At 53.2% G+C, this 23914-nt stretch carries 23 protein-coding genes; 10 read left to right on the forward strand and 13 right to left on the reverse strand.

Annotated elements, in window-relative coordinates:
* Window positions 1–16: 16 nt before the first annotated feature.
* Complete coding sequence (locus tag RVY89_RS14130) at window positions 17–475, reverse strand: Lrp/AsnC family transcriptional regulator (protein WP_023310581.1); 459 nt, start codon at window positions 473–475, stop codon at window positions 17–19.
* A 112-nt stretch (window positions 476–587) separates the two neighbouring features.
* Between RVY89_RS14130 and RVY89_RS14135 the strand changes: the two genes are divergently transcribed.
* Window positions 588–1637, forward strand: coding sequence for a PLP-dependent cysteine synthase family protein (locus RVY89_RS14135; RefSeq protein WP_484825674.1), 1050 nt, complete (start codon window positions 588–590; stop codon window positions 1635–1637).
* A 40-nt stretch (window positions 1638–1677) separates the two neighbouring features.
* On the opposite strand, the gene cof is transcribed toward RVY89_RS14135, so the two are convergent.
* Window positions 1678–2496 carry an HMP-PP phosphatase gene (gene cof / locus RVY89_RS14140; protein ID WP_484825675.1) on the reverse strand — a complete coding sequence of 273 codons (819 nt, stop codon included), beginning with the start codon at window positions 2494–2496 and terminating at the stop codon, window positions 1678–1680.
* 101 nt (window positions 2497–2597) lie between these two features.
* On the opposite strand from cof, the gene RVY89_RS14145 reads away from it, so the two are divergent.
* Complete coding sequence (locus tag RVY89_RS14145) at window positions 2598–4298, forward strand: SgrR family transcriptional regulator (RefSeq protein ID WP_484825676.1); 1701 nt, start codon at window positions 2598–2600, stop codon at window positions 4296–4298.
* Between the two features lie 66 nt (window positions 4299–4364).
* Window positions 4365–5060, forward strand: a complete 696-nt coding sequence (gene queC / locus RVY89_RS14150; RefSeq protein ID WP_032641982.1) for a 7-cyano-7-deazaguanine synthase QueC — start codon at window positions 4365–4367, stop codon at window positions 5058–5060.
* 2 nt (window positions 5061–5062) lie between these two features.
* Here the strand turns inward: queC and RVY89_RS14155 are convergent, their stop codons facing one another.
* The 11 genes from RVY89_RS14155 to bolA all read right to left on the reverse strand — a co-directional run bounded on the left by RVY89_RS14155 (window position 5063) and on the right by bolA (window position 16143).
* Window positions 5063–5392 (reverse strand): addiction module antidote protein, encoded by a 330-nt coding sequence (locus RVY89_RS14155; protein ID WP_050511259.1) that lies wholly within the window; start codon window positions 5390–5392, stop codon window positions 5063–5065.
* Window positions 5379–5732 carry a type II toxin-antitoxin system RelE/ParE family toxin gene (locus RVY89_RS14160; RefSeq protein ID WP_484825677.1) on the reverse strand — a complete coding sequence of 118 codons (354 nt, stop codon included), beginning with the start codon at window positions 5730–5732 and terminating at the stop codon, window positions 5379–5381. The genes RVY89_RS14155 and RVY89_RS14160 overlap by 14 nt, the downstream gene beginning before the upstream one ends.
* A gap of 48 nt (window positions 5733–5780) precedes the next feature.
* Complete coding sequence (locus RVY89_RS14165) at window positions 5781–6179, reverse strand: YbgC/FadM family acyl-CoA thioesterase (RefSeq protein WP_484825678.1); 399 nt, start codon at window positions 6177–6179, stop codon at window positions 5781–5783.
* A gap of 99 nt (window positions 6180–6278) precedes the next feature.
* Window positions 6279–6659 (reverse strand): helix-hairpin-helix domain-containing protein, encoded by a 381-nt coding sequence (locus tag RVY89_RS14170; protein WP_484825679.1) that lies wholly within the window; start codon window positions 6657–6659, stop codon window positions 6279–6281.
* Between the two features lie 148 nt (window positions 6660–6807).
* A complete protein-coding gene (gene ppiD / locus RVY89_RS14175; RefSeq protein ID WP_484825680.1) occupies window positions 6808–8679 on the reverse strand; it encodes a peptidylprolyl isomerase in 1872 nt (623 codons plus the stop codon).
* A gap of 212 nt (window positions 8680–8891) precedes the next feature.
* Window positions 8892–9164: a nucleoid-associated protein HU-beta gene (gene hupB, locus RVY89_RS14180; protein ID WP_002444653.1), complete on the reverse strand. Its 273-nt coding sequence runs from the start codon at window positions 9162–9164 to the stop codon at window positions 8892–8894.
* Between the two features lie 210 nt (window positions 9165–9374).
* Window positions 9375–11729 (reverse strand): endopeptidase La, encoded by a 2355-nt coding sequence (lon, locus tag RVY89_RS14185; protein ID WP_459920442.1) that lies wholly within the window; start codon window positions 11727–11729, stop codon window positions 9375–9377.
* 182 nt (window positions 11730–11911) lie between these two features.
* A complete protein-coding gene (gene clpX, locus RVY89_RS14190) occupies window positions 11912–13186 on the reverse strand; it encodes an ATP-dependent protease ATP-binding subunit ClpX (protein ID WP_024906819.1) in 1275 nt (424 codons plus the stop codon).
* A 126-nt stretch (window positions 13187–13312) separates the two neighbouring features.
* The gene (clpP, locus tag RVY89_RS14195) at window positions 13313–13936 is read right to left on the reverse strand and encodes an ATP-dependent Clp endopeptidase proteolytic subunit ClpP (RefSeq protein ID WP_010428105.1); all 624 of its coding nucleotides are present in this window, start codon (window positions 13934–13936) and stop codon (window positions 13313–13315) included.
* Between the two features lie 260 nt (window positions 13937–14196).
* A complete protein-coding gene (gene tig, locus RVY89_RS14200; protein ID WP_023310569.1) occupies window positions 14197–15495 on the reverse strand; it encodes a trigger factor in 1299 nt (432 codons plus the stop codon).
* 330 nt (window positions 15496–15825) lie between these two features.
* On the reverse strand, window positions 15826–16143 hold the full coding sequence (gene bolA, locus RVY89_RS14205; RefSeq protein ID WP_021241655.1) for a transcriptional regulator BolA: 318 nt from the start codon (window positions 16141–16143) through the stop codon (window positions 15826–15828).
* A 305-nt stretch (window positions 16144–16448) separates the two neighbouring features.
* Between bolA and RVY89_RS14210 the strand changes: the two genes are divergently transcribed.
* The 7 genes from RVY89_RS14210 to cyoE all read left to right on the forward strand — a co-directional run bounded on the left by RVY89_RS14210 (window position 16449) and on the right by cyoE (window position 23812).
* Window positions 16449–17027 carry a lipoprotein gene (locus RVY89_RS14210; protein ID WP_023310568.1) on the forward strand — a complete coding sequence of 193 codons (579 nt, stop codon included), beginning with the start codon at window positions 16449–16451 and terminating at the stop codon, window positions 17025–17027.
* Window positions 17028–17073: 46 nt separating this feature from the next.
* The gene (gene ampG / locus RVY89_RS14215; RefSeq protein ID WP_484825681.1) at window positions 17074–18549 is read left to right on the forward strand and encodes a muropeptide MFS transporter AmpG; all 1476 of its coding nucleotides are present in this window, start codon (window positions 17074–17076) and stop codon (window positions 18547–18549) included.
* Window positions 18550–19027: 478 nt separating this feature from the next.
* Window positions 19028–19975: a cytochrome o ubiquinol oxidase subunit II gene (gene cyoA / locus RVY89_RS14220; protein ID WP_014882770.1), complete on the forward strand. Its 948-nt coding sequence runs from the start codon at window positions 19028–19030 to the stop codon at window positions 19973–19975.
* 16 nt (window positions 19976–19991) lie between these two features.
* Complete coding sequence (gene cyoB / locus RVY89_RS14225; protein ID WP_014168864.1) at window positions 19992–21983, forward strand: cytochrome o ubiquinol oxidase subunit I; 1992 nt, start codon at window positions 19992–19994, stop codon at window positions 21981–21983.
* Window positions 21973–22587 (forward strand): cytochrome o ubiquinol oxidase subunit III, encoded by a 615-nt coding sequence (locus RVY89_RS14230; RefSeq protein ID WP_047347281.1) that lies wholly within the window; start codon window positions 21973–21975, stop codon window positions 22585–22587. Before cyoB ends, RVY89_RS14230 begins: the two co-directional genes overlap by 11 nt.
* Entirely contained in the window at window positions 22587–22913 is a 327-nt protein-coding gene (locus tag RVY89_RS14235) for a cytochrome o ubiquinol oxidase subunit IV (protein ID WP_006176899.1), read from the forward strand. Before RVY89_RS14230 ends, RVY89_RS14235 begins: the two co-directional genes overlap by 1 nt.
* 11 nt (window positions 22914–22924) lie before the next feature.
* Window positions 22925–23812, forward strand: a complete 888-nt coding sequence (gene cyoE / locus RVY89_RS14240; RefSeq protein ID WP_013095848.1) for a heme o synthase — start codon at window positions 22925–22927, stop codon at window positions 23810–23812.
* Window positions 23813–23914: the final 102 nt, after the last annotated feature.

Genomic DNA, 23914 nt, shown 5'->3' on the forward strand with positions numbered 1-23914 from the left:
AAGGTATTTTACGAAGTTATTCAATAGGTAACGCTGTGGTGTATTTAATCTGTTCCATGGCGAAGCTTGAGGTGACGTCCGACAAACCCGGTACGCTGTTCACCAGCCGCTTGTAGAAATCATCATAGCGCTTCATGTCGGCCACCTGGACGCGCATCAGGTAATCGTACTCTCCGGCCATACGCCAGAAACCGAGCACTTCAGGCATCTCAGACACCTGAGTAACGAAGCGGCAATACCACTCGCTGCTGTGATGCTGGGTTTTTATCAGCACAAATGCCGTCAATCCAAGCCCCAGCTTTTCGGGATCTAACAGCGCGACGCGCCCCAGAAGAATGCCGTCATCTTCCAGCTTCTTAAGGCGCTTCCAGCACGGGGTGGTGGTCAGATTAACGGCATCTGCCAGCGCCTGCAAAGAGAGGGTACAGTCATTTTGCAGCAATGAAAGGAGCTTGCGGTCAATTTTATCTAGCATACCCACCTCGCAGAGAAAATTTTTCTCCCTTCATTCTATTTTAAAGGCCAGATAGCAACAATTTTTTCTGTGCTTTTCGCTATCCTAGGCACAAAATGACAAACGGATAACGATGATGAATAGCACCTGGGTTAAACATGCGATCAGCGAAATCAATGCCGACTATCAGCGCTCGGCGGATACGCACCTGATTCGCCTTTCCCTGCCGGGATTTGACGGCATTCAGCTCTATCTGAAAGATGAAAGCACCCATCCCACCGGCAGCCTGAAGCATCGCCTGGCGCGCTCGCTGTTTTTATACGGTTTATGTAACGGCTGGATTAAAGAAGGCACGACTATCATTGAATCTTCATCAGGTTCAACGGCGGTGTCCGAAGCCTATTTTGCCCGCCTACTGGGCCTGCCGTTTATCGCGGTGATGCCGTCCTGCACCGCAAAACGCAAAATCGAACAGATCGAATTTTACGGCGGTCGCTGCCACTTTGTGGAAAGCGCCTGCGAAATCTATGCCGCCTCCGAAATGCTGGCCCGCGAGCTGAACGGCCACTATATGGACCAGTTCACCTTCGCCGAGCGCGCAACGGACTGGCGCGGCAATAACAACATTGCCGACAGTATTTTCCGCCAGATGACCCACGAACCGCATCCGGTTCCGTCGTACATTGTCATGAGCGCCGGTACCGGCGGCACGTCAGCCACGATCGGACGCTACATCCGCTGTCAGGGCTACGATACCCAGCTGATGGTGGTTGACCCGCAGAACTCCGTGTTTCTCGACTACTGGCAAAACCGCGATGCCAGCCTGCGCAGCCCGGTGGGCAGTAAAATTGAAGGGATTGGCCGCCCGCGCGTGGAGCCCTCTTTCATCCCCGACGTTGTGGATGAGATGATGCGCGTGCCGGATGCTGCAAGCGTGGCAACGGCGCATTGGCTGGAAGGGCAGCTGGGACGCAAAGTGGGCGCATCGACGGGCACCAATATGTGGGGAGCACTGCAGCTTGCCGCACGCATGCGCGAAGAGGGCCGCACCGGTTCCATCGTCACGCTGCTGTGCGACAGCGGCGAGCGTTACCTTGAAACTTACTACAATGCGGAGTGGGTGCAGGCCAACATCGGCGAAATCGCCCCGTGGAAAGCGCAGATTGCAGAACTGGTGAAATAAAAAAAGCCAGACCGAAGTCTGGCTTGCTGGAAGGGTCTCACTATTCGGGGGAATACGGGAGGTTGTTGTTGTCCAGCCAATGCGTCAAAAAATGGGACACTGCTTCATTGCGGCAGTGGCCGATAACCGGCAGATGGGGAAGTTCTGCTTTCAGCTGCGCCATCGCATTCCCCATAATCAGACCGCGACCTACGCTGCCCAGCATTTCGCGGTCGTTCATGGCGTCACCAAACGCCATACACTCCTGCAGCGTTAAGCCCAGGTGGTCGCTGAGTACCGCCAGAGCGGAGCCTTTGTTACAGCCCACCGGCAGCACTTCCAGACAATCCACCGCCGAGAAGGTCAGGTGCGCCCGGTCGCCCAGCGCCTCATTCAGTTGAATCCGTAAGCGGCACAGATCGTCATGATCGCCGCAGAAGCAGATCTTAGTGACCGCATGGGCTGGGATCCGACGCAGATCGATAAGCTGGTATTTAAAGCCGCTGTAAACATGCGCGTGCAATAATTCCGGGATTTCGCTTCCGGTAAACCAGCCGCGATCGTTAAAGACGTGGACGCTGGCCTGCGTGTCCCAGGTGCTGTGCAGCACGATGTCCGCCACTTCCGGGTTGAGATCCTGTCGGTGCAGCACATCGCCTTCCACGGAGTGAATTCGCGTCCCGTTGCCGGTGATCAGAAAGGCATCGAGGGAAAACGCGCCCAGCAAATGGCGCATCTCCAGCACATGACGCCCGGTGGCAAACGTCAGGGTGACATTACGCTCGTGCAGGCGCTTCAGCGTGTTCAGGGTTTTTCCCCCTAAACGGTGATCCGGCATTAACAGCGTACCGTCCATATCAAATGCAGCGAGCCGAGCCATGATTACTCCCGAAATGTGATGCGGTTAACTTGTGCATCAGTATCGTGTGAGATATACGGAAGTAATAGTGAATAGATGAAAATTATTGTTCCGGGTTTCTTATGCGCCAGCTCAATCGACTCAACCAGTATCACCGCCTCTGGCAGCCTTCCCTGGGTGCAACGCAACAGGTCACCATCAGCGAGCTGGCTGCCCGCTGTTTTTGTAGCGAGCGGCATGTGCGAACGCTGCTGCGTCAGGCCCAGGAGGCGGGATGGCTCAGCTGGCGAGCGCAGTCTGGCCGCGGTAAGCGCGGTGAGTTGACGTTTCATGTTGCCCCAGAATCATTGCGCAATACGATGATGGAGGAGGCGCTGAAAAGCGGGCAGCAGCATAACGCACTGGAACTGGCCCAGCTTGCCCCTGAAGCGCTGCGGTCATTACTGCATCCTTTTTTGGGCGGGCAGTGGCAAAACGATACGCCGACGCTGCGCATCCCCTACTATCGCTCGCTGGAGCAGCTTCAGCCGGGTTTTTTACCGGGCCGGGCAGAGCAGCATCTGGCGGGACAGGTGTTCTCAGGCTTGACGCGTTTTAACGGTAACAGCAGTGAACCCACGGGCGATCTGGCGCATCACTGGGATGTATCTGCTGACGGCCTGCGCTGGCATTTCTACATTCGCTCCACCCTGCACTGGCATAACGGCGATAAAATAGAAACGGCGCAACTCCAGCGAAGTCTGACAACGCTGTTGACGATCCCCGCCCTGCGCACCCTGTTACAGAGCGTCTTATATATCGAGACAACGCATCCACAGTGTCTGACGTTTACGCTGCATCAACCTGACTACTGGCTACCGCACAGGCTGGCAACCTACTGTAGCCGTCTGGCGCATCCCGACCATCCTTCGGTTGGCTCAGGCCCCTTTCGGCTGGTTGCCTTTGAGCCCGACCTGGTTCGTCTGGAAAGCCATGAGCAGTATCACCTGAGTCATCCGCTGCTCAAAGCCATCGAATATTGGATCACACCCCAGCTTTTTGATTACAGGCTGGGTACCAGCTGTCGTCACCCGGTGCAAATCGCGATCGGCGAGGCCGACGAGCTGGAAAGTCTGCGGCTGGTCAGCAGCAGCACCAGCCTGGGATTCTGTTATCTTACGCTAAAGCAGAGCGCACGCCTGAATGAGCTCCAGGCAAAGCGGCTCATCAATATCATTCATCTCTCCAGGCTTCTTCACACGCTTCCACTAAACGAAGGGCTCATCACGCCAACCCAGGAGCTCCTTCCCGGCTGGACCATCCCCGAATGGCCTGATTTATCGGGCGTAACTCTCCCTGAAGCATTGACGCTGGTTTACCATCTCCCTGTTGAGCTCCACACGATGGCCAGCCAGTTGAAGGCATACCTGGCGCTACAAGGGTGTGAACTGACCGTCATCTTTCACGATGCCAAGACGTGGGACGGATGCCCGGAGCTTGCCGATGCAGACATCATGATGGGCGACAGGCTGATTGGCGAAGCGCCGGAATATACGCTGGAACAGTGGCTGCGCTGCGATGCCCTCTGGCCGCATGTTCTTAGCGCACCGGCTTACGCCCATCTGCAAGCCACGCTGGATGCGGTACAGACTCAGGTCGAGGCTCGGGATAGACACGCGGGGCTACAAACCATCTTCAACCGGTTAATGGAGAATGCGGTGCTGACGCCACTTTTTAATTATCAATACCAAATCAGTGCTCCGCCTGGCGTGAATGGTATACGCCTCAACACCCGCGGCTGGTTCGATTTTACCGAAGCCTGGCTGCCCGCCCCTAAATCGTGAAGAAGCTGGTCGCCGTCGTGGTCAGACGGTAACATAACGCTTTTACCGTAACAGTCGAGATGATTTATGAAACGTGCCGTCGTCGTGTTCAGCGGAGGACAAGACTCTACTACCTGCCTGGTCCAGGCCCTTCATCAGTACGATGAAGTTCACTGTGTCACTTTCGATTATGGTCAGCGTCACCGCGCTGAAATCGACGTTGCCCGTGAACTGGCCCTGAAACTGGGCGCACGCGCGCACAAGGTGCTGGACGTTACGCTGTTAAATGAACTTGCCGTGAGTAGCCTCACGCGGGACAGTATTCCTGTACCAGACTATGAACCCGATGCCAGCGGCATTCCGAATACCTTCGTGCCGGGCCGTAATATCCTCTTCCTGACCCTGACGTCGATTTACGCCTATCAGGTAAAAGCCGAAGCGGTGATCACGGGCGTGTGCGAGACCGACTTCTCCGGCTACCCGGACTGTCGTGATGAGTTCGTGAAGGCGTTAAACCACGCCGTCAATTTGGGGATGGCGAAAGAGACGCGCTTTGAAACCCCGCTGATGTGGCTGGATAAAGCAGAAACCTGGGCGCTGGCGGACTACTGGGGCAAGCTGGACCTGGTTCGCAGCGAAACCCTCACCTGCTATAACGGCATCAAAGGTGACGGTTGCGGCCAGTGCGCGGCCTGTAATCTTCGCGCTAACGGGCTGAACCACTATCTTGCCGATAAAGTCGGCGTGATGGCCGCGATGCAGAAAAAGACCGGGCTTAAATAAGATTACTTGACCGTGCTGTCGAACAGTTTCACACCGGCAGCACGGGTGACTTTCATCAGCGTTGTCAGCGTTGGGTTGCCGTTGTCAGATAAGGTTCGGTATAGCTGCTGACGGGACAGACCTGCTTTGGTAGAAATTTCTCCGATACCGCCTCGCGCTTCGATGACCTGACGGAGTGCAATGAGATAAGCAGGGATCCCCTGGTCTTCATAGATCTCTTCCAGGGCTGTTTGCAGATAACGCTGAGCGTAGGAAGGATTCTCTCGCAACATTTTCACAACAGCATCATGGTGGCTAACGGAGCTCGAATATTTTCGTTCAGCGGCGCTCATTGGAATGTCCTTTTGTTTGATGATCTTTCCAGTAATCTATTGCCAGTTTGATATCTGCTTTTTGGCTCTTTTTGTCACCACCGATCAGTAACAATAAATCCTGCCGATTCTCTACTGAAAAATAGATTCTGTAGCCGGGGCCACTGTCGACTCGCATCTCCCACACACCTTCCCTGAGATACCTGTAATCGCCAAAATTACGTTTTATCGCACGGTTAATCCGCATAAGGATCCGGAAAACCATATCCGGATCCTTTCGATTCATTCTGGCTACCCACTCCTCAAACGGTACTTTCCCGTCACGGGTCCGGTAACGTTCAACAACGTAGTCCCTGTCCATTATTCTATCCCTGAAAAACCCTTTTGTCTTTTATAAAAGACAAACTTTCTAGGCGATCATCAACTCCAGCTTTTCCCGCAACGCCCCTTCCAGCGGCAGTGCTTTCTGCGTTTTCAGATCGATACAGACAAAAGTAATCAGCGCATCAGCCACCACCTGCCCTTCAGGATCGAGCGTCACCACCTGGCTTAACACTCCGCTTTTGCCGTTGATCTGCTGCACCTGGCTGGTCACCGTGAGCACATCACCCAGCACGGCCGGCCGGCGATAGTTGATGTTGATATTGACGACCACGAACGCGATGTTGTGTGCGGTCAGCCACTGAAAGCTTTCGCTGTTTTCCAGCCCGTCCCAGCGCGCTTCCTCAAGAAATTCCAGGTAGCGGGCATTGTTTACATGCTGGTAAACGTCGAGGTGAAAACCGCGTACTTTGATTTTTGTCTGCATAGCGCAATAGCCTTTACTGTTATTGTAGGATGAGAGGTCATAACTGGTATGACCTCTTTATCCTGGCAAAATTTTGCCACAGTGCAAGAAATTGCGTAATTACAACGTCAGGTGTGAGAGGTTGCGCTCAACCAGCGCGCTGCCCATGCCCGGCACCTGTTTGAGATCGTCGATCGTTTTGAAAGGACCATACTCTTCGCGGTAGCTGACGATGGCCTGCGCTTTTTTCATGCCCACGCCATTCATTGCACGGGCGAGATCTTCCGCTGAGGCCGAATTGATACTGACCCGCGTACCGTCATCATCCGCATTTTTACCGGCGTCTGTCGCTTTGGTTTGCCCTTGCACCGGCGCTGCCGCGTCGGACTTGCTCTGCGCAGTTTGTGTTTTGGCGGCGGGGGCCGACGCCATCGCGCCCGCGCTCATCCCGGTGGTGGCAATAGCCAGCGTAATTAACAGTGCTTTGATTCCACATTTCATGCTGTTATCTCCTTGTTTGTTGACAGCCACGTCACGATAGCCGCCAGTTAAAACCGGCACAAACAGCAGATTGCAGAAATGGAAAAGGCCGCGAAAGCGGCCTTTAGTTTTTGCAGAGCGTTACGAAAATCTGCGAGCAGACGCGTAATTACTGCTGCTGAGTCATCACATCACCCAGCTTAATTTTGGCTTCTTTACGCAGGTTGCTCATCATGGCTTCGAAGGCAATCTGGGCATTGTTCTGGGTAATCCCCTGAACCATCGCTTTCTTCTGCGCTTCTGGCAGGGTGCCGGCTTTCACTTCATCCAGCGCCAGCAGAACGACGTTACCCTGCGTATCGGTGGTTGTACCGAAGCTTGGCTTGTCCTTCGCAGGTAGAGTCAGACCAAATGCGGCCTGGCTGATTGGATCCTGGCCGGTACGGCTCAGCGTTTTCGCTTCACCGAAGCTCAGGCCAGCCGCTTTCAGCGCGTCTTCTTTACCCGCTTTCAGCTCAGACAGAATCTTCTCAGCATCCAGTTTCGCCTGCTGTTCCGCTTTGTTGTGCTTAACCTGAGCGACAACCTGATCCTTCACTTCCGCCAGCGGTTTGACCGCTTCTGGCTTGTGCTCGCTGACGCGCAACACAAACGCACGATCGCCGTCGACGGTAATGATGTCAGAGTTACTACCCGGCGTGCCGTTCTCGCCCACCAGACCACCGTTGAAGATGGCATCAGAAACCGGTTTGAAGTTCAGCTCTTCCGGCAGGTTGTCACGACCAAACCAGCCCGTCTCAACCGCCTTCACACCCGCCGCCTGCTCGGCACCCGCCAGAGATTCGTTGTCGTTGCTGGCAGCATCGCTCACCTTCTGCTGCAGCGCGTAGTAGGCATCCAGCGCTTTTTCCTGTTTCACTTTCGCCGCGATATCATCGCGAACGTCAGCCAGCGGCTTGGTTTTCGCCGCGGTGATGTCGTCCAGACGCACGACCAGGAAACCAACGGAAGACTTAATGACGCCTGAAAGCTGGCCTTTCTCTTTCAGACCGGCATTTTTCAGCTCATCCGGAGTAGTCGCGTCTTCCAGCCAGCCCATATCACCGCCGTTTTTCGCAGAGATAATGTCGGTGGATTTCGCTTTCGCAACGGTCGCGAAATCAGCGCCTTTGTTCAGCTCTTCCAGTACCGCTTTAGCATCAGCCTCGGTCTTCGTCTGAATCACGCTGTAGCGGTTACGCTGCGGCTGAGTAAACTGATCCTGATGCTGATCGTAGTAAGACTGGATTTCTGCATCAGATGCAGTTTCCTGCAGCGCGGCTGCATCCAGCTTGATGTAGCTCACGCGGAACTGCTCTGGAGAAACAAAGGAATTCTTGTTCTGTTCGTACCAGGCGTTAACGTCAGCGTCGCTCACCTGCTGTTTCGCCGCCAGGGCGTTCACATCAATGGTTGCTTCGCGTACAACACGCTGCTGTGCAACCAGCGCGGCCAGTTCGTCCGTTTCACCTTTGAGCATGAAATCGGTGCCCACGACAGCATTGATGAGCTGCTGGGTGGTCAGCTGGTTACGCAGCGCCTGAGCGTACTGATCGGCCGTCATCCCCATCTGGTTGACGATACTGTTGTAACGCGCGTTGTCGAATTTACCGTTAGACTGGAAGGCCTGGGTGGCGAAGATGGCTTTTTTCACCTGCTCATCACTGATGCCGAGGCCCAGTTTTTTGGCATACTGATCGAGCAGCGCTTCGTCGATAAGACGGTTCAGTGTCTGTTGGCGCAGGGTCTTCATGTACCCCTCGTTCGCCGCCAGTTCAGAGAATTGGTCGCCCAGCTGTTGCTGCATACGGTTACGTTCACCGGCAAAAGCATTCTCGAACTGACCACGGCTGATTTCCTGGCCATTCACTTTTGCGGCGTAGTTTGCGCCACCGCCAATAAGGTAACTGCTCACGCCGGTCAATATGAACGACACGATAATGATACCGAAAATAATCTTGAGCACGAGACTGTTAGCAGCCGTGCGTAAGCTGTCCATCATGGTGTAACAACACTCCGCTGTAGGTGACTGGTTACCTGACGCTGACGGAAAATCCTGCCCGTCGCGCGTGAAGGCGTATTGTGACAAGAAAACGGGGCGATTGTCAGCCCACAACTCGCATAAACTCGCACAAATCAGGTCTGGACAAACAAAAAAGGCACATCAAATGATGCGCCCTTGTACTTTCCGGCTTCCCTGAAACGGGAAAGCAATCAGTTTACTGCGTCTTTCAGCGCTTTACCTGCACGGAAACCCGGCACTTTAGCAGCAGCAATGGTGATCTCTTTACCGGTCTGAGGGTTGCGGCCAGTACGGGCAGCACGCTCTTTAACAGCAAAAGTACCGAAGCCTACCAGTGCAACGTCGTCCCCAGCCTGCAGAGATTCAGTAACAGAAGCAATTAAGGCATCTAACGCACGTCCAGCTGCAGCTTTAGAAATATCAGCACCAGCAGCAATTTTGTCAATCAGTTGAGATTTATTCACTGTTCTCTTCCTCTCTTTATAATTTATATCGCGCCTGAATCCTTCACAACGCGACCGCGCAGCAGTTATATCAGGCCTGCCATGACCTTACAACACCCGTTGTTGATGGCGGACCTAATCAGCAATCTAAATTAGCTATACAAAAAAAGGCTGGCAAGTGCGAAATGACTTTCCAGCCTTGTTTTTATTGACGCTCTTTGCGCGAGGTCACTATTTTGCGGTTACAACCTGCATTCCGGAGGGTTCATTCTGCAGTGCGAGACTAAGAACTTCCTCAATTCGCTTCACAGGATGAATCTGCAGATCGGCAATCACGTTGTCCGGAATGTCTTCCAGATCGCGTTTATTTTCGTAAGGGATCAATACGGTTTTGATCCCACCGCGGTGCGCCGCCAGCAGTTTTTCTTTTAAACCACCAATCGGCAGAACCTGACCACGCAGCGTGATTTCACCGGTCATTGCCACATCAGCACGCACCGGGTTACCTGTCAGGCAGGAAACCAGAGCGGTACACATGGCAATACCCGCGCTTGGACCATCTTTCGGCGTCGCCCCTTCAGGTACGTGCACGTGGATGTCGCGTTTTTCGTAGAAATCAGGGTTGATACCCAGTTTCTCCGCACGCGCGCGCACCACGGTCAGCGCCGCCTGAATAGACTCCTGCATCACTTCACCCAGCGAGCCGGTGTAGGTCAGTTTGCCTTTACCTGGCACACAGGCGGTTTCGATGGTCAGCAGATCGCCCCCCACTTCCGTCCATGCCAGGCCAGTCACCTGACCAACGCGGTTTTCGTTGTCCGCGCGACCGTAGTCGAAGCGCTGAACGCCCAGGTACGCATGCAGATTGTCGCCGTTAATCACAATGTGTTTCAGGCTCTTATCCAGCAGCAGCTGTTTCACCGCTTTGCGGCACAGTTTAGAGATTTCACGCTCAAGACTACGCACGCCCGCTTCACGGGTGTAGTAGCGAATGATGCCGATAATCGCGCTGTCCTCAACGGTCAGCTCGTTGGCTTTCAGGGCGTTACGCTCAATCTGTTTCGGCAGCAGGTGCTGCTTAGCAATGTTCAGCTTCTCGTCTTCGGTATAACCGGAGAGACGGATCACTTCCATACGGTCCAGCAGCGGGGCCGGAATGTTCATGGAGTTGGAGGTCGCCACGAACATCACGTCGCTCAGGTCGTAGTCCACTTCCAGGTAATGATCGCTGAACGCCACGTTCTGTTCTGGATCAAGCACTTCCAGCAGGGCAGACGCCGGGTCGCCACGCATGTCCGACGACATCTTGTCGATCTCATCGAGCAGGAACAGCGGGTTTTTAACTCCCACTTTCGCCATCTTCTGGATCAGTTTACCCGGCATAGAACCGATGTAGGTACGGCGGTGACCGCGGATTTCCGCTTCATCGCGTACGCCACCCAGCGCCATACGGATATATTTACGTCCGGTCGCTTTGGCGATGGACTGGCCCAGAGAGGTTTTACCCACACCCGGCGGTCCAACCAGACACAGAATTGGGCCTTTGATTTTGTTTACACGGCTTTGTACCGCAAGGTACTCAAGAATGCGGTCTTTCACGCGTTCCAGGCCGTAGTGGTCGGTATCCAGAATTTCCTGCGCCTGACGCAGGTCTTTTTTGACCTTGCTGCGGGCGTTCCACGGAACCTGCACCATCCACTCAATGTAGCCGCGTACAACGGTCGCTTCAGCCGACATTGGAGACATCATTTTCAGCTTCTGCAGTTCTGCTTCGGCTTTTTCTTTTGCCTCTTTCGGCATCTTCGCCGCGTCGATCTTACGCTTCAGCGCTTCGTTTTCGTCCGGCGCATCGTCCATCTCGCCCAGTTCTTTCTGAATGGCCTTCATTTGCTCATTCAGATAGTACTCACGCTGAGATTTCTCCATCTGCTTTTTCACGCGGTTGCGAATGCGCTTCTCAACCTGCAGCAGATCGATTTCAGACTCCATCATCGCCATCAGGTATTCCAGACGTTCGTTAACGTCGGACATTTCCAGCACGGACTGTTTGTCAGCCAGCTTCAGCGGCATGTGTGCAGCGATGGTGTCCGCCAGACGAGCAGGATCGTCGATGCTGTTCAGCGACGTCAGCACTTCTGGTGGGATTTTCTTGTTCAGCTTGATATAGCCTTCAAACTGGCTAATCGCGGTGCGAACCAGTACTTCCTGCTCGCGCTCATCAAGTTCAGGCGAATCAAGGTACTCTGCCTTCGCAGAGAAGTGTTCGCCGTCGTCTGACAGAGTGGTAATACGCGCACGCTGCAGGCCTTCTACCAGCACCTTAACGGTGCCGTCAGGCAGCTTCAGCATTTGCAAAATAGAGGCCACGGTCCCGACGGTGAAAAGATCGTTTACACCCGGCTCATCCGTTGATGCTTCTTTCTGCGCCACCAGCATGATTTTTTTATCATGATCCATAGCGGCTTCGAGGCAACGGATAGATTTTTCCCGCCCTACAAATAAGGGTATGACCATGTGCGGATAAACCACCACATCGCGCAACGGCAATACGGGGATTTCAATGCGTTCAGAACGCTCAGGATTCATAGAGCTCTCTCTTAGTTAGTGTCCGCCAGGTAAGCTGGTCATGTCACTGTGCTTCACATAACCATTAACATGTATCCAGTATATGGGGATGTTTCCCACACATTCAACGCTATGAATACGGAAAAAGTAAAGGGGAGATAAAATCCCCCCTTTTTGATTAACTGCTTGTATGATTTGGTGAATTATTCGCCAGATGCCTGCTGTGCTTCCGGTTTGCCGTAAATCAGCAGCGGCTTGGTTTGACCGCTAATAACGGACTCATCAATCACCACTTTCTCAACGTCTTCCATCGACGGCAGATCGTACATGGTGTCGAGCAGTGCCGCTTCAACGATAGAACGCAGGCCACGAGCACCGGTTTTACGGATCATCGCTTTCTTGGCAATGGCATCCAGCGCTTCGTCGCGGAATTCCAGATCAACGCCTTCCAGATTGAACAGCGCCTGATACTGCTTGGTCAGCGCATTTTTCGGCTCTTTCAGGATCTGGATCAGCGCGTCTTCGCTCAGCTCATTCAGCGTTGCCACAACAGGCAGACGGCCAATAAATTCAGGGATCAGACCGAATTTGATCAGATCTTCCGGCTCAACCTGAGACAGCAGTTCGCCTTCATTCGGTTTTTCGGACGTCGATTTCACCGTTGCGCCAAAACCAATGCCGGAGCCGGTTTCAACACGGTGGGAGATAACTTTGTCCAGACCGGCAAACGCACCGCCACAGATGAACAGAATCTTGGAGGTATCAACCTGCAGGAACTCCTGCTGGGGATGTTTACGACCACCCTGTGGTGGAACGGCGGCAACCGTACCTTCGATCAGCTTCAGCAGCGCCTGCTGTACGCCTTCACCCGATACGTCACGGGTAATGGACGGGTTGTCTGATTTACGGGAGATCTTGTCGATCTCATCGATGTAAACAATCCCGCGCTGGGCTTTCTGTACGTCGTAATCGCACTTCTGCAGCAGTTTCTGGATGATGTTTTCGACGTCCTCACCCACATAACCGGCTTCAGTCAGGGTGGTGGCATCAGCCATCGTGAACGGAACATCAAGCAGGCGTGCCAGGGTTTCAGCCAGCAGCGTTTTACCGGAACCGGTTGGGCCGATCAGCAGAATGTTACTTTTACCCAGTTCTACGCCATTGCTGGTGTCGCCGTTACGCAGGCGTTTGTAGTGGTTATAGACCGCTACCGCCAGCACTTTCTTGGCCTGCTCCTGGCCGATGACGTAGTCGTCAAGGTGATGACGAATTTCATGCGGCGTTGGCAGCGCGCTGCGCTCACGGTGCGGTGCGACTTCTTTAATCTCTTCGCGAATGATGTCGTTACATAAATCGACACATTCGTCGCAGATATACACGGACGGCCCGGCAATCAGTTTACGCACTTCATGCTGGCTTTTGCCGCAAAAAGAGCAGTACAGCAGTTTGCCCGAACCATCTTTGCGTTTATCTGTCATGAGTCCAAACCTCTTTTTAAGTTCTTTGTGCCGCACATGACGACGCAAATGCCATTCTAAGACGCAAGCTGCAGTTAGCAGCGTGCCGCCCTACATTAGTATAGCGGCACACTCGCGTCGCGGGCATCAATTACGATGGGTCAACACGGAGTCGACTAAGCCGTACTCAACTGCCTCTGGAGCAGAGAGGAAGCGATCGCGCTCGGTATCGCGCTCGATCTGCTCGAGTGGTTGACCCGTATGCTGCGCCATAAGTTCATTCATGCGCGCTTTTACTTTCAGAATTTCGCGGGCGTGGATTTCGATATCCGTCGCCTGCCCCTGGTAACCGCCCAGCGGCTGGTGAATCATCACGCGGGAATTTGGCAAGCAGAAACGCTTACCCTTCGCCCCTGCGGTTAACAGGAACGCGCCCATAGATGCAGCCTGACCCATACAGATAGTGCTTACATCAGGCTTGATGAATTGCATGGTGTCATAAATAGACATCCCTGCTGTAATCACGCCCCCCGGGGAGTTGATGTACAGGTAAATGTCTTTTTCCGGGTTTTCCGCTTCCAGAAACAGCATCTGCGCCACGATCAGGTTAGCCATGTGGTCTTCCACCTGGCCGGTCAGAAAGATAACGCGTTCCTTGAGCAGACGGGAATAGATATCAAAAGAACGCTCACCACGTGAGGTCTGTTCAATAACCATTGGCACCAGAGCCATATGGGGTGCAAAGTTATCTCGTTCGCCACTGTATGACATTTCCGTCTCCTGGATCAAAATTGAAAACACCTGCTGTACTGATTGTAACCTTACGGACGGATTATCAGCCAGTCTCATTCATCGTGATTACGTACTTATGGGGTTTACAGTGCCCTATTTCAAGCATAACAACCTTTTGTTGTTACGCTAACACCGAAAGGGCGTTTTAGCACTCTTCCTGGGCTCTGGCTGCGATAAAAAAAACCCGCTGCCGCAAGGCAACGGGTTTTCTGTTCAAACTTTAAACCGTTGGGGCGAAATTACGCCTGCTGGTTCATCAGTTCGTTGAAAGAGGTCGCTTTTTCGGTCACTTTCGCTTTCGCCAGTACCGCTTCAACCGCCTGCTCTTCCAGGGCTACGTTGCGCATGTTGTCCATCAGCTCTTTGTTCTTACCGTAGAACTCGATCACTTCTGATGGATCTTCGTATGCAGAAGCCATCTCTTCGATCAGGCCTTTCACACGCTCTTCGTCAGCTTTCAGCTCGTGGGTACGAATCACTTCGCCCAGCAGCAGGCCAACGACAACGCGACGTTTCGCTTGCTCTTCGAACAGCTCGCGCGGCAGTTCCATCGCTTGCTGCTGGTTGCCACCGAAACGCTGTGCAGCCTGACGGCGCAGAACGTCGATTTCGCTGTCGATCAGGGCAGCAGGAACGTCGATTTCGTTGGCTTTCACCAGACCTTCGATCGCCTGAGACTTCACACGGTTGCGCACAGCACCGTTCAGCTCGCGTTCCATGTTTTTACGCACTTCGGTACGCAGACCCGCTACGGAACCATCTTCCACGCCGAAACGCTTGATGAATTCTTCAGTCAGCTCTGGCAGTTCACGCTCTTCAACTTTCTTCAGGTTGATAGCGAACTTCGCTGCTTTACCCTTCAGGTTTTCAGCGTGGTACTCTTCCGGGAAGGTCACGTCGATGGTGAACTCTTCGCCAGCCTTGTGGCCTTTGATACCGTCTTCGAAGCCTGGGATCATACGACCCTGGCCCATTGCCAGTACGAAGTCAGACGCTTTACCGCCTTCGAACTCTTCGCCGTCTACAGAACCGGTGAAGTCGATGGTTACGCGGTCTTCAGCGTCAACAGCGCCTTCTTTCTCTTTCCAGTTCGCCTGCTGCTTGCGCAGGGTATCCAGCATGCCGTCAACGTCTTCGTCAGTCACGGAAACAACTGGTTTTTCAACTTCGATAGATTCCAGACCTTTCAGCTCGACTTCCGGGTACACTTCGAACTCTACGGAGTAGGTGAAGTCTTCGCCCAGTTTGTATTCGCCTGGAACGTAGTTCGGCGCGCCGGCCGGATTGATTTTTTCTTTGATGATCGCATCAATAAAGTTACGGCTCATCAGTTCACCCAGCACATCCTGACGCACGGAAGCGCCATAACGCTGAGCAACAACATTCATTGGTACTTTGCCCTTGCGGAAGCCGTCAATACGTACTTTTTTTGCTACGTTGACCAGCTCGCTTTTCACAGCAGTTTCGATGCTGTCAGCAGCGATAGTAATCGTTACACGGCGGCCAAGGCCTTGAGTGGTTTCAACTGAAACTTGCATCTTGTTACCTCAAAAAAATCACAGTGCTCGGTCAACTCTGAATCTGTCTGTTATACCGGGATGCTCTCTTAGTGCAGATTCACATTCCCTGTCGCCAGAATCATCCCGAAGACATTCAATAAGACGCGGCATTATAGCGGCATCACTTAGGTGAGTCGAGAACGGTTGGGGCATGTTGCTGCGGCTTTTTTCACACTTTAAGGCTATTTTTAGCCTTAAAATCGCACCATTCGCTCAAAACGTAGACAAAACAAAACGGCCCGGGGGCCGTTTTGAGGAAATCTGTAAGCAACATACTGGAAAAGCTCCAGCCGTTGCAAATCCGATTTATCAGGCGATAGTGCCTGCACCGCGACAGGGCGGCGATGCGAAAACCGTATCCTGCAGGCCTTCCCATTCCTTAATGGTGTAGGTATGCAGTGCCAGCGCATGCACGGTCGTGGAGAGTTCTTCCGTTAAGGTGCTGTAGATCAAGCGGTGTCGATTCAGGAAACGTTCTCCCGTGAAGCGATCGCTAACCAGAACCACTTTAAAGTGGCTTTCAGAACCTGCCGGTACGTTATGACGATAGCTTTCGTCGACGACTTCGAGGAACACAGGGTTGAACGCTGCCCTTAATTTATCTTCTATATGCTCACGTATCATCATGAAATTACTCCTCCGACAACGCCAGGATGTCACCCATCCCTTTAAATGTTAGCCGCTTTTACCGTTTCCATTACACCTTGACAACAAATATTTAGCTTTCGTCTGATTTTCTCATTCAAACGAATGAAGTTCACTGTGAGACTCATACGTTTTGTCATACACGGATTGGGAAAAACGGTGAACTGGTCAGTTTTCGGACAAGGCGATGAATTTACATGCGTTGACCACTTCCCCTCGCCGTTAGCGATGTTATGATGGCGGCAATTTTTCTCTTTATATGCTTACGATTCGTTGAGAACCCGAAAATGTTAAAAAAACTCTTCTTTCCGTTGGTAGCCCTTTTTATGCTGGCAGGCTGTGCTACCCCGCCTACCACTATTGATGTCTCACCAAAAATCACCCTGCCTCAGCAGGACCCAAGCCTGATGGGCGTCACCGTAAGCATTAACGGTGCCGATCAGCGTCAGGACCAGGCGCTGGCAAAAGTGACCCGCGATAACCAGCAGGTTACCCTCACCGCGTCCCGCGACCTGCGCTTCCTGCTCCAGGAAGTGCTGGAGAAACAGATGACCGCTCGCGGCTACATGATTGGTCCAAGCGGCGCGGTCGATCTGCAGATCATCGTGAACAACCTGTATGCTGACGTGTCTCAGGGCAACGTGCGCTACAACATCGCGACCAAAGCGGATATCGCCATCATTGCTACCGCGAAGAATGGCAACAAGATGACCAAAAACTACCGCGCCAGCTACTCTGTTGAAGGTGCTTTCCAGGCCTCCAACCAGAACATCGCTAACGCCGTTAACAGCGTGCTGACCGACACCATCGCCGATATGGCGCAGGACACCAGCATTCACGACTTCATCAAGCAAAACGCGCGTTAATCCCGCTCGCTGACCCGGTGTATCACCGGGTCAGTTTTATAAAAACATGTCCAGCCATTACTTACGCATTTTCCAGCAACCGAAATCAGCTATCCTGCTGATCCTCGGCTTCGCCTCGGGTTTACCCCTCGCACTCACCTCCGGCACGCTTCAGGCGTGGATGACGGTTGAGAACATCGATCTTAAAACCATTGGTTTCTTCTCGCTTGTGGGCCAGGCCTATGTCTTTAAGTTCCTGTGGTCTCCGGTCATGGATCGCTATACGCCGCCTTTCCTGGGGCGTCGGCGCGGCTGGTTAGTGATGACGCAGATCCTGCTGCTGCTGGCCATTGCGGCGATGGGTTTTCTTGAACCTACCACACAGCTTCGCTGGATGGCGGCGCTTGCGGTGGTGATTGCCTTCTGTTCCGCCTCTCAGGATATCGTGTTCGACGCCTGGAAGACGGACGTGTTACCTGCGGAAGAGCGCGGTGCCGGGGCGGCAATTAGCGTGCTGGGCTATCGCCTCGGGATGCTGGTCTCCGGCGGTCTGGCGCTGTGGCTGGCAGACCGTTACCTTGGCTGGCAGGGCATGTACTGGCTGATGGCCGCTCTGCTGATCCCGTGCATTGTCGCGACGCTATTAGCGCCCGAACCGAGTGATGTCATCCCGGTTCCACGCTCGCTGGAGCAGGCCGTCGCCGAACCGCTACGCGACTTCTTTGGCCGCAACAACGCCTGGCTGATCCTGCTGCTTATCGTTCTTTATAAGCTGGGCGACGCTTTTGCCATGAGCCTGACCACCACCTTCCTGATCAGGGGTGTCGGTTTTGACGCCGGTGAAGTGGGCGTAGTGAATAAAACGCTGGGGCTGTTTGCGACCATTGTCGGCGCGCTTTATGGCGGCGTGTTGATGCAGCGCCTGACGCTGTTCCGCGCGCTGCTGATTTTCGGCATCCTTCAGGGCGCCTCTAACGCAGGCTACTGGCTGCTGTCGATTACCGACAAACATATGATTAGCATGGCCGCGGCGGTGTTCTTCGAAAACCTCTGCGGCGGCATGGGGACAGCGGCGTTTGTCGCCCTGCTGATGACGCTGTGCAACAAGTCATTTTCCGCCACGCAGTTCGCTCTGCTCTCTGCGCTCTCCGCCGTTGGCCGCGTTTACGTGGGCCCGATTGCCGGCTGGTTCGTGGAAGCCCACGGCTGGCCAACATTTTATCTCTTCTCGGTCGTGGCTGCCGTGCCGGGAATTTTATTGCTGCTGGTCTGCCGCCAGACGCTGGAATATACCCAGCGGACAGAACATTTTATGCCGCGCACCGAATATCGCCGCGCCTACCGTTTTGCGTTACGTCTGTTAATGGCGGGCTGCATTGCTCTGGCACTCTGGCTTGTGGTGCTAATTATCAATGCCAGCTCCTCTCTGGCACTCCCTTTCGAAGCCCTTCTGCTGGACGCAGGCGCTCTGTTGGCTATCGCTGGGATCCTGATCGGAGGTCTGCTTGATTTCATGGCGTTGCGTAAAACGCAGATGACCTGAAGAAAAATGCGAAAGGTTATTTCCCGTTGTAATCACTAACTGAAATTATAACGGCGAAATAGCCACCAGCCACTAAAAAAAATATTTGTTGTTTTGTGCGGGATAGGATTTGGAAATTATTGGCTCCCATTCCAAAACGCTATTTTTCATTAAACGATTCAGCATACGAGAGTTTGATTTTTCGTTTTTCAGATGTCTTTTTATTGATAATTAATTGTTAATTTTTTGTTTATTTTCAACAATGGTTATACCAATTGTCCCTTTTAGGGTATGCTTGGGGGTCCTTTCGTTATAAAGCCCATGCCATGCGGCTTCGGTCATAAAAACCGACATAATTTGCAACACTTGTGACACGTGCGGCAGAACCCGGTAACACCTTCCTGACACAGGCCTAATGATATTTACAGTAATGTAACCTTCCCGTAAAATGCCCGCACACTTTAAACGCCACCAGACTCCGTGGAATTGAGGTCGTTAAATGAGACTCGGGAAATACAATAAAAGTTTGGGATGGTTGTCATTATTCGCGGGCACTGTATTACTCAGTGGCTGCGATTCTGCACTACTAGACCCCAAAGGACAGATTGGACTGGAACAACGTTCACTGATATTGACGGCTTTTGGCCTGATGTTGATTGTGGTTATTCCTGCCATTTTGATGGCTGTTGGTTTCGCCTGGAAGTATCGTGCGAGCAATAAAGATGCGAAGTATAGCCCTAACTGGTCACACTCCAATAAAGTGGAAGCTGTGGTCTGGACGGTACCTATTCTGATCATCCTGTTCCTTGCCGTACTGACCTGGAAAACCACTCACGCACTTGAGCCAAGCAAACCGCTGGTTCACGATGAGAAACCTATTACCATTGAAGTGGTCTCCATGGACTGGAAATGGTTCTTCATCTATCCAGAGCAGGGTATTGCTACCGTGAATGAAATCGCCTTCCCGGCGAACACTCCGGTACAGTTCAAAGTGACCTCCAACTCCGTAATGAACTCCTTCTTCATCCCACGTCTGGGTAGCCAGATTTACGCGATGGCCGGTATGCAGACCAATCTGCATCTGATCGCGAATGAAGCAGGCACCTATGATGGTATCTCCGCCAGCTATAGCGGCCCGGGCTTCTCAGGTATGAAGTTCAAAGCTATTGCGACGCCAGACCGTGCCGCTTTCGACCAGTGGGTTGAAAAAGCGAAGCAGTCTCCAAACACCATGTCTGACATGGCGGCGTTCGAAAAAGTGGCTGCACCAAGCGAATACAACAAGGTGGAGTACTTCTCTAATGTGAAACCAGATTTGTTCAAAGACGTTATTGGCAAATTTATGGATCACGGCAAGAGCATGGACATGACCCAGCCTGAAGGCGAGCACAGCGCGCACGAAGGTATGGAAGGCATGGACATGAGCCACGCGGAAACCGCTCACTAAGGGGCCGAGGAAGAAAATGTTCGGAAAATTGACACTGGATGCAGTGCCCTACCATGAACCGATTATCGTGGTTACGGTGGCTGCAATTATCATTGGTGGCGCGGCCTTACTGGCCCTGATCACTTACTTCGGTAAGTGGAGCTACCTGTGGAACGAGTGGCTGACTTCGGTTGACCACAAAAAACTCGGTATCATGTACTGCATCGTCGGTATCGTCATGTTAATTCGTGGCTTTGCGGATGCGATCATGATGCGTAGCCAGCAGGCACTCGCTTCTGCGGGTGAAGCCGGCTTCCTGCCGCCGCACCACTACGATCAGATCTTTACCGCCCACGGCGTTATCATGATCTTCTTCGTGGCGATGCCGCTGGTTATCGGTCTGATGAACGTTGTCGTTCCGCTGCAAATCGGCGCGCGCGACGTGGCGTTCCCGTTCCTGAACAACCTGAGCTTCTGGTTCACGGTTGTCGGCGTTATCCTGGTTAACCTGTCACTGGGTGTGGGCGAATTCGCGCAGACCGGCTGGCTGGCTTACCCACCGCTGTCAGGAATTGAGTACAGTCCGGGCGTTGGCGTCGACTACTGGATTTGGGCGCTTCAGCTCTCCGGTGTCGGTACTACCCTGACCGGTATCAACTTCTTCGTGACCATTATCAAGATGCGTGCCCCTGGCATGACCATGTTCAAGATGCCGGTATTTACCTGGGCATCTCTGTGCGCAAACATCCTGATTATTGCCTCCTTCCCAATTCTGACCGTCACCATCGCGCTGCTGACCCTGGACCGCTACCTGGGCACCCATTTCTTCACGAATGATATGGGTGGCAACATGATGATGTACATCAACCTGATTTGGGCCTGGGGTCACCCGGAAGTGTACATTCTGGTTCTGCCTGTGTTCGGTGTGTTCTCCGAAATCGCGGCAACCTTCTCGCGTAAACGTCTGTTTGGTTACACCTCTCTGGTGTGGGCAACCGTGTGTATTACCGTTCTGTCGTTCATCGTTTGGCTGCACCACTTCTTCACCATGGGTGCGGGCGCGAACGTAAACGCCTTCTTCGGTATTACCACCATGATTATCGCCATCCCGACCGGGGTGAAGATCTTCAACTGGCTGTTCACCATGTACCAGGGCCGTATCGTGTTCCACTCAGCGATGCTGTGGACCATCGGCTTCATCGTGACCTTCTCCGTAGGTGGGATGACCGGCGTACTGCTGGCGGTACCAGGTGCTGACTTCGTTCTGCACAACAGCCTGTTCCTGATTGCGCACTTCCATAACGTTATCATCGGTGGCGTGGTCTTCGGCTGCTTCGCTGGCGTAACCTACTGGTGGCCAAAAGCGTTCGGCTTCACGCTGAACGAGAAATGGGGTAAACGCGCGTTCTGGTTCTGGATCATCGGCTTCTTCGTGGCATTTATGCCGCTGTACGTGCTGGGCTTCATGGGTATGACCCGTCGTCTGAGCCAGCAGATCGATCCGCAGTTCCACCCAATGCTGATGGTTGCAGCGGGCGGCGCAGTGCTGATTGCCTGTGGTATCGCGTCTCAGCTGATTCAGTTCTACGTGTCTATTCGCGACCGCGACCAGAACCGTGACCTGACCGGTGACCCATGGGGTGGCCGTACGCTGGAGTGGGCGACCTCTTCTCCACCTCCTTTCTATAACTTTGCCATCGTGCCGCAGGTTCATGAACGCGACGCATTCTGGGAAATGAAAGAGAAAGGTGAAGCGTACAAGCAACCTGCTCATTACGAAGAGATCCACATGCCGAAAAACAGCGGTGCGGGCATTGTTATTGCCGCCTTCGCAACGGTATTTGGTTTCGCAATGATCTGGCACATCTGGTGGATGGCGATTGTTGGCTTCGCCGGCATCGTAATCAGCTGGATTGTGAAGAGCTTTGACGAGGACGTGGACTACTACGTACCAGTCCGTGAAGTTGAGAAGCTGGAAAATCAGCATTTCGACGAGATTTCTAAAGCGGGGCTGAAAAATGGCAACTGATACTCTGGCGCACTCGACTGCCCACGCGCATGAGCATGCGCACCACGATACAGGACCGACCAAAGTCTTCGGTTTCTGGATCTACCTGATGAGCGACTGCATCCTGTTCTGCTGTCTGTTCGCAACCTATGCCGTTCTGGTGAACGGCACGGCGGGCGGCCCGGCAGGCAAGGATATCTTTGAACTGCCGTTCGTTCTGGTTGAAACCGCACTGCTGTTATTCAGCTCCATCACCTACGGCATGGCGGCTATCGCCATGTACAAAAACAACAAGAGCCAGGTTGTTTCCTGGCTGGCGTTGACCTGGCTGTTTGGTGCTGGATTTATCGGGATGGAAATCTATGAATTCCATCACCTGATCATGGAAGGCTTCGGCCCGGATCGCAGTGGCTTCCTGTCCGCGTTCTTCGCGCTGGTGGGTACCCACGGTCTGCACGTGACCTCTGGTCTGATCTGGATGGCGGTACTGATGTTCCAGGTATCCCGTCGCGGCCTGACCAGCACTAACCGTACCCGTATCATGTGCCTGAGCCTGTTCTGGCACTTCCTGGACGTGGTGTGGATCTGCGTGTTCTCTGTTGTATATCTGATGGGGGCGATGTAATGAGTCATTCAAACGATCATGGCGCTTCCCACGGTAGCGTAAAAACCTACATGACAGGTTTCATCCTGTCGATCATCCTGACGGTGATCCCGTTCTGGATGGTGATGAGCGGTTCTGCGTCTAAGCCGGTTATCCTGGGTGCAATCCTGGTGACCGCGGTGATTCAGATTCTGGTGCATCTGGTTTGCTTCCTGCACATGAACACCAAGTCCGATGAAGGCTGGAATATGACCGCCTTTATCTTTACCGTGATTATCATCGCTATCCTGGTAGTAGGTTCCATCTGGATTATGTGGAACCTCAACTACAACATGATGGTTCACTAAGAGCGGCGAGTATGTTTAAGCAATACCTGCAAGTAACGAAACCAGGCATCATCTTTGGCAACCTGATCTCCGTGATCGGAGGGTTCCTGCTGGCCTCAAAGGGCAGCATTGATTACACCCTCTTTATCTACACGCTGGTCGGTGTGTCACTGGTTGTTGCGTCCGGTTGTGTATTTAACAACTACATCGACATGGATATCGACAAGAAGATGGAAAGGACCAAAAATCGGGTGCTGGTGAAAGGCCTGATCGCCCCTTCCGTCTCGCTGGTGTACGCCACCTTGCTGGGTATTGCTGGCTTTATGCTGCTGTGGTTTGGTGCTAACCCGCTAGCCTGCTGGCTGGGGGTGATGGGGTTCGTGGTGTATGTTGGCGTCTACAGCCTGTATATGAAACGCCACTCCGTCTACGGCACGCTGATTGGTTCTCTCTCCGGCGCTGCGCCGCCGGTGATTGGCTACTGCGCGGTCACGAACGAGTTCGACAGCGGTGCGCTGATCCTGCTGGCTATCTTTAGCCTGTGGCAGATGCCGCACTCCTATGCCATCGCGATTTTCCGCTTTAAGGATTATCAGGCAGCGAACATCCCGGTTCTGCCGGTCGTGAAAGGCATTTCCGTTGCCAAGAACCACATCACGCTGTACATCATCGCCTTTGCCGTGGCAACGCTGATGCTCTCTCTGGGTGGTTACGCTGGATATAAATATCTGGCGGTAGCGGCTGCGGTGAGCGTCTGGTGGCTCGGCATGGCGCTTCGCGGTTACAAAGTGGAAGATGACAAAGTTTGGGCGCGCAAGCTGTTTGTGTTCTCGATTGTGGCCATCACCTCGCTGTCCGTGATGATGTCCGTAGATTTTATGGTTCCAGATTCACATAACCTGCTGACTTACGTCTGGTAAGCCACTAAAGGTGAATAAAGGGGTGCTTCGGCACCCTTTTTTATTCACGGAATTTATTAATAACGCATGTAATATTTGTTAAATAACCCTTTATTTACCCCG

Source organism: Enterobacter sp. 3U4 (assembly GCF_057224565.1).